The sequence below is a fragment of the Bacillus sp. X1(2014) genome (assembly GCF_007678255.1).
Window position 1 is genome coordinate 24,833 of the sequence record NZ_VEED01000032.1, and the last position, 6,798, is coordinate 31,630.

Here is a 6,798-nt window from a genome sequence, read left to right on the forward strand (position 1 = left end):
GGCTCGAGAATGAACATTCTCAGCCCAATTTGCTGCCAACTAAATGGACGGCACTATCTATAAATAGTTTTGATAGCAGGGATTGTGTTTTATTAATGTTATAGACTAAATAAAAATATCTTTCGTCGTCAAATCCATTTATGGCATGCATCTTAAGCATGTTGTTGGAGGAATATTCTCTTGCTGCGATTTCGGAAATGATAGAAATACCAATGTCTTGTATGACAAACTGCATCAAGCTTTGTCCGCTTTCCGTGTAGGCAATGATATTTAATTGCTCCTTATGAATGTTATTTTTTTTAAGAACCCGCTCCAAAAGGGCATTTGTTCCTGAGCTTGAATTACGCATCACAAACGGATAATTTAAGATATCGCGAATCTTTATTGGACCAACCATTTCGTTTTGGTTCGATGTAATAAGGACTAATTTTTCTTTTACTAGCGGAATATAACGAAGTTTATCGTTTTCATATTTTTCACCTAAGATACCGACATCAACAGATCCGTTTAACACCTTTTCGGCAACAATTTTTGATGAGGATTGGTTGATATGAAATGTCACTTCAGGATAATGTTTCCTAAATTGTTTGACCATCCGTGGAATCATAAATTGCCCTGGAACAGAACTGGCTGCAATCCGAATCATCCCCCTCAGGTCAGTCATCCCCACTTTTATATCGAGCAATGCTTGGTCTTTAATTAATAAGAGTTTAAGGGCCCATTGGTACAAACGTTCTCCCTGTGGAGTAAGAATACTCTCTCTTCCGACTCGATCAAATAGCTTTATATTAAGCATTTTCTCTAATGCCTGAATGTGAGAACTAACCGTTGATTGGCTTAAAAATATTTCATCTGCTGCCTTAGAAAAGCTTTTGTTCTCGACCACCTTTGTAAAAACATACAACTGATGCAAATCCACTTTTATCATCTCCTTATATATATAAAATCGATTAATTTACATTGGTAAGATAGATAAATAATTCGAAGTCATTATATCAATTACTGTGCATGAATTGATTCTAACAATCAAATAAAAAGAAGGAGTGAAATTTTCATCACTCCTTCTATTACCTTAAACATATAGAGAATGCTTTTCCTCCGCCAGGCATAAATCTAATATCCATGGCCATTTTCCGTGTCCTGACTGTGTATTTATATGACCTGCATTAGGGATGGTGATGGAAGGAAAGCTAAGATTTGAATAGCTTTTTACATCTGCCAAGCTGCAATAAGGATCATTAGATGAATGAATAAATAATGTATTTTCAGCTGCATTCGTTAGATTGTTTCCATCCAAAGGGACAGGGTAGAATGATTTTGCTTCAGTGAGAATATGGTTTGGAGAAGGCGGTGCGACTAAAATCACCCGGTTGGCAATTGGTTTATTTAGAGTAGAAGCATAATGAAGCCATAATAAGCATCCTAGACTGTGTGTAATGACGGTTAAATTATTTCCCTCTGGAATCATCCGAAGTGTTGCAGACAATTCCTTCAGCCAAACGCTTTTATTAGGCGAGTCAAAGTTTGTGAAGGTTGGATATTGTACATGATAATTATTTCTGGTTAATTCTTGTGCCAGCCAGGTTTGCCAATGATCAGGTCCACTACCGCCTAATCCATGAATGATAACAAAGCTTTGTTGGTTCATTTAATCCCCACCTAAATTTTAATTTTTACTATTCCGATGAAATAAGTTGGTTTTATTGAGATTATAGTTGTTTTAAACGAAAAAGGCAATAAATGTCTCAATATTTATTAATTTTTTTGATAAACGACTGAAAAGTATATTTGCAATTGTACTGATAAACAATCAAAATAAATTGATTGGATAAATAGAAAGTAGGGGTATTTTTGTCAGATTTTTTATCATTAGGTATTTCAGAACCACTCGTGGAAAAATTACGCGGTCACGGTATTGCTAAACCAACACCGATTCAAAAACAAACAATTCCATTAGTAATGGATGATATCGATATCATAGCACAGGCACAGACAGGAACAGGAAAGACGTTCGCTTTCATCCTGCCAATCTTAGAAAAGATTAATCCTGGAGCAGATCATGTTCAAGCGCTGATTGTAACGCCAACGAGAGAATTAGCCCTGCAAATAACGGAGGAAATTGAAAAACTAATTTCTGCTCTAACAGGTATCGATGTTCTAGCAGTATATGGAGGTCAGGATGTTGATAAACAACTGAAAAAGTTAAAAAGGGGAATGCAGATAGTAGTTGGAACACCCGGTCGGCTCTTGGATCATATTAGAAGGGAAACCATTCGTTTATCAGAAATAGATTACCTTGTTTTAGATGAAGCAGACCAAATGCTCCATATTGGGTTTCTCAATGAAGTGGAAGATATTATAAGAGAAACACCAGCAAGCAGGCAAACGATGCTTTTTTCAGCAACCATGCCGCCTGAAATTCGCACACTAGCAAAAAAACATATGCGTGAACCGGAATATATTCAAGTGGAAAAAAACCAAGGACCTGCTGAAACGGTGAAACAAATTGCGATTCATACGACTGATCGTGGGAAACAAGGCACACTTATTCAACTAGTAGAAACGTATCGTCCGTTTTTAGCGGTTATTTTCTGCCGGACAAAACGCCGTGTAAGTAAACTGTTTGATGTTCTGAAGGCAAACGGATTTTCTTGCGATGAATTACATGGGGATTTGTCTCAGGCAAAGAGAGAGCGGGTGATGAAGCGGTTTAGGGATGCAGAGATACAATTGCTCGTTGCGACAGATGTGGCGGCAAGAGGACTTGATGTTGAGGGGGTTACCCATGTGTTTAATTATGATATCCCTCAAGATACGGAAAGCTATGTCCATCGCATTGGCCGGACAGGAAGAGCTGGGATGACTGGCCTGGCAATTACCTTTTATACTTCGACAGATCGACCTATGCTTGAAACCATTGAAGCTGAACTAAATATCACGATTGCAAAACAAAATATGGGAAATACCAAAGAGGGCAATGAGAGCAAAATAAACGATAATAAAGAGTACAGTACCCAAAAAGAGAAACATGGAATTAGAAAAGCAAAACCAAGTACACCACGAAATCGAAACGAATCTGGAAGAAGAGAAAATAGTACTGGTCGAAGTGGAGGATCTGAAAGAAGGTCCAATTCCATTAAGTCTAGAAGTAACAGTTCGAACAGTGGTGCAGGAAGAAAAGGAAAAAAATAAATTTCTTAGGAAAAGTTCATATGGACAATGAAAATGGGACTGAAGCAATTCAGTCCCATTTCTTTCTTAATTAGCTACCAATGTTAATGCCAGTATTAGACTTAACCAAAACTTCTTCATATCTTTTCACATCGGCTTTTTGACTAGAGAAGATCGTTCCAAGGTATCCCGCAATAAATCCTAGTGGAATTGAAACAATTCCAGGAGTTGTATATGGGAACCAAGCTTCGCCAACAAAAATGGCTTTTCCAACTTCAGGGCTGAAAACATTCGGGCTGACAATCACCAAGCCGATGGCTGAAATAAGCCCAACCACCATCGCCCAAATGGCACCAGTTGTATTGAAGCGTTTCCAGTAAATAGTATATAGAATTACCGGAAGATTAGCGCTGGCTGCGACTGCGAAGGCAAGTGACACAAGGAAGGCAACATTTAGGGTTTGTGCACCTAGAGCTAGAATAATAGAAATCACTGAAACGCCCACTGCTGCCCATCGAGCCATACCAACTTGCTGCTTTTCTGTTGCTTTTCCTTTTTTCAGGATAACGTTATAGAAATCATGAGCAAATGCAGAGGCAGCTGTCAATACAAGGCCAGCCACAACAGCTAATATCGTTGCAAACGCTACGGCTGATATGAAGGCAAACAGCATATTCCCACCAAGAGCTTGTGCTAAAAGCGGAGCAGCCATATTTCCTGCAGGATTGGCAGCTACAATTGCACTATTACCAACAAAGGCTGCGGCACCGAAGCCGAGGAAAATAGTCATAACGTAAAAGATCCCAATGATCCATGTGGCATAAACTACCGAAGAACGAGCAGTTTTGGCATCCTTTACCGTAAAGAAACGAACCAGAATATGTGGCAGACCAGCTGTTCCAAGAACTAATCCCATATTTAGTGAGATGGTATCAAGGCCAATTTTGTATTTTACACCAGGATTTAAGAAGGTTTCCTTTAATGGAGTGGCAGTTTTCATTTGCGCAAACATATCCGTAATACTCCAGTTAAATTTAGCAAAAACAATAATTGAGATTACTAAGGTACCGCCCATTAAAAGAACTGCTTTAATAATTTGAACCCAGCTTGTTGCATGCATACCTCCAAAGATAACGTATACGGTCATTAGAACTCCAACGATTAATACGGATGTAGTATATTCTAAGCCTAATAATAATTTAATAAGTGCACCTGCACCAACTAGCTGTGCAATCATATAAAAAATAGAAATCGTAACCGTATTCATGGCAGCGAAGCCACGGACCTTTTTAGCATCAAAACGGGCAGCAATCATATCAGCAAATGTATATTTTCCAAGGTTCCTTAGCGGTTCAGCAACTAAATAAAGTACAACAAGATAGGCTACAAGGAAACCAATACTATAAAAGAAACCATCAAAGCCCGTTAAGGCAACTGCACCTGCAATTCCAAGGAACGAAGCAGCAGACATGTAATCTCCAGCAATAGCAAGTCCATTTTGCCAGCCGGTTAGACCACCGCCAGCGGTGTAGAACTCACTAGCATTTTTTGTTCGTTTTGAAGCGTAGTATGTAATAACTAACGTTACAAAAACGATACAAAGAAACATCGTAAAAGCAGCGGTATTCATTAGTTAGCCCTCCCTTCTTGGATTACTTCATTAGCCAATTCATCGAATCTTGCTGCTTTTTTCGAATAAATCATACATAAAGCCCAAGTCATAACGAATTGTAAAAAGGCGAAAACCCATGCCCAAGTAATACTGCCGATAAACTTGTGATTTAACACGGTAGAATAAGAAGTTAGTACTGGTAGTGCAAAGTAAAAACAAAAAAAGAATATGGTGACCGGGATGATGAATTTTTTCTTTTCGGAGAGTAATGTTTGAAAAGATGATGACTGTACAATCGAGGTGTAATCGCTTTCAGAATAAGTTTTAGTTTTTTTGGCCTCCATGGAAGCTCCCCTCTCATATAAAATCCTTTGTACAAACTGAGGTCAATAAAGATACAGCTGATCGGTCGTTGGTTGAGGAAAGAAAAAAATGTAGCAAGGTGCTTAATATTTTTTATAAATCCCCCCTTAAATACAGATTTTTCTAAATTTTTAAATTACATTTATGATTTTATTATAGTGATAAGGTTATATGCAATAGGAATTTTTAAAAAAAGGTAAAAATACCCATTGGAGGTAGTTATTATAATGAGGGAAGGAGTTATTTTAGATTTCTGAGAAAAAAAAGAAAACCTCTGCATCGCAAAGGTTTTCAAATAATGGAGAATAGGGGGCTCGAACCCCTGACCTCTTGCATGCCATGCAAGCGCTCTCCCAGCTGAGCTAATCCCCCAAAATATTGGTACAAGAAAAATTATATCCGTATTATTAAAATCTTGCAAGAGAAAATGTAAATAAGGATAAATTTTTTTAACTAATACTTTCGATTTCTACTTTTTGAACACCTTCTAAATTAGAAACAGAGGCATAAACATCAGTTGTTTTTTCACGATAGTCCACGGCAACTAATATTTGAACAAGATGGTCCCCATTATCTAAATCCTTAATCTTAAGTCTACGAACGATATAATTTTTTTCTATTAGAAAGGAAATAGCTTTTTCGATTTGACCTTGATCCCTAATAAATAGTTGCAGCATAATTTCTTTTTCCCTTAATTGTTTCGGCCCAATGATTTTCATTAAAAATGGGACAAATTCAACACTAAGTATAAGTAATGCTACCCCAGCGAATGCTTCTATGAAAAAACCAGCTCCAACTGCAATGCCAATTCCTGCAGCACCCCAGATCATTGCAGCAGTAGTTAAACCAGATATACTATCATTTCCCCGTCTTAATATTACACCTGCACCTAAGAAACCAATACCTGAAACAATTTGTGCAGCTAAGCGAAGAGGATCCATAGTAATTTTGACATCATCTGAATCAGGAAACATGTACGCTGATTCAATGGATACAATCGTCAACAGGCAGCTTACAACAGAAATGACTAGGCTTGTTTTTAGGCCTACCGGTTTCCTTTTTAATTCACGTTCAAGACCAATAATAAGCCCAAAAACAGCAGAAACACCAAGTTTAATTAAAATTTGCATATCGACACTGCTCATTTTAAATCACGTCCATTTATACAGTCATTGACTGAAATTTTGATTCTTTGAAAAAATACCAATTACAAAAGATAAATATAGAATTCCTTTCTTTAATTCTACACATAAACGAGTAGCTATGGGAAGAACCATATGAATGTTGTTTGCTTAACGATATAGAAAGTAGTTTCGAAAAAAACCTAAAATTATATTGCAAACATTTATTTATCATGTTATATTAAATCTCGTCCTCATCGAGCGGTTCAACAAATGAAAAAAGAAATTAAAAAAGTTGTTGACACCACGATGTGAGATGTGATAAATTAGTGAAGTCGCTTTCGAGCGCTTGATTGAAATTCAAAAAGTGACTTGTTCACTTGTTAAAAATTGTTCTTTGAAAACTAAACAAACAAAATCGTGCAAACAAACAATGAATTTTAGTTTCAATTATGAAACTAAGCCAACGTAACAAATGAGCTAATCAACTTTCTTGGAGAGTTTGATCCTGGCTCAGGACGAACGCTGGCG

The 6,798-nt window shown here is 37.2% G+C and carries 6 protein-coding genes and 1 tRNA gene; 1 reads left to right on the forward strand and 6 read right to left on the reverse strand.

Annotated features, from left to right (window positions below):
- Positions 1 to 19: 19 nt before the first annotated feature.
- Together FS608_RS28400 and FS608_RS28405 are read right to left on the reverse strand one after the other, a co-directional pair.
- Positions 20 to 919: a selenium metabolism-associated LysR family transcriptional regulator gene (locus tag FS608_RS28400; RefSeq protein ID WP_144555911.1), complete on the reverse strand. Its 900-nt coding sequence runs from the start codon at positions 917 to 919 to the stop codon at positions 20 to 22.
- 153 nt (positions 920 to 1,072) lie between these two features.
- Positions 1,073 to 1,648 carry an RBBP9/YdeN family alpha/beta hydrolase gene (locus FS608_RS28405; RefSeq protein ID WP_144555912.1) on the reverse strand — a complete coding sequence of 192 codons (576 nt, stop codon included), beginning with the start codon at positions 1,646 to 1,648 and terminating at the stop codon, positions 1,073 to 1,075.
- 203 nt (positions 1,649 to 1,851) lie between these two features.
- Here FS608_RS28405 and FS608_RS28410 point away from each other — a divergent pair, with 203 nt between their 5' ends.
- A complete protein-coding gene (locus FS608_RS28410) occupies positions 1,852 to 3,192 on the forward strand; it encodes a DEAD/DEAH box helicase (RefSeq protein WP_144555913.1) in 1,341 nt (446 codons plus the stop codon).
- Between the two features lie 70 nt (positions 3,193 to 3,262).
- Here FS608_RS28410 and FS608_RS28415 read toward each other — a convergent pair whose 3' ends face one another.
- The 4 genes from FS608_RS28415 to FS608_RS28430 form a co-directional block, all read right to left on the reverse strand.
- Positions 3,263 to 4,801, reverse strand: a complete 1,539-nt coding sequence (locus FS608_RS28415) for a solute symporter family protein (RefSeq protein ID WP_144555914.1) — start codon at positions 4,799 to 4,801, stop codon at positions 3,263 to 3,265.
- A complete protein-coding gene (locus FS608_RS28420) occupies positions 4,801 to 5,127 on the reverse strand; it encodes a DUF485 domain-containing protein (protein WP_144555915.1) in 327 nt (108 codons plus the stop codon). The genes FS608_RS28415 and FS608_RS28420 overlap by 1 nt, the downstream gene beginning before the upstream one ends.
- A gap of 318 nt (positions 5,128 to 5,445) precedes the next feature.
- Positions 5,446 to 5,518 (reverse strand) — tRNA-Ala (locus tag FS608_RS28425).
- Positions 5,519 to 5,595: 77 nt separating this feature from the next.
- Positions 5,596 to 6,291 (reverse strand): MgtC/SapB family protein, encoded by a 696-nt coding sequence (locus FS608_RS28430; RefSeq protein ID WP_144555916.1) that lies wholly within the window; start codon positions 6,289 to 6,291, stop codon positions 5,596 to 5,598.
- Between the last annotated feature and the right edge of the window lie 507 nt (positions 6,292 to 6,798).

Bases quoted from the DNA above. Each gene is read 5' to 3' on its own strand.
- FS608_RS28405 (WP_144555912.1), bottom strand. From the start codon at position 1,648: ATGAACCAACAAAGCTTTGTTATCATTCATGGATTAGGCGGTAGTGGA.
- FS608_RS28415 (WP_144555914.1), bottom strand. From the start codon at position 4,801: ATGAATACCGCTGCTTTTACGATGTTTCTTTGTATCGTTTTTGTAACG.
- FS608_RS28420 (WP_144555915.1), bottom strand. From the start codon at position 5,127: ATGGAGGCCAAAAAAACTAAAACTTATTCTGAAAGCGATTACACCTCG.
- FS608_RS28430 (WP_144555916.1), bottom strand. From the start codon at position 6,291: ATGAGCAGTGTCGATATGCAAATTTTAATTAAACTTGGTGTTTCTGCT.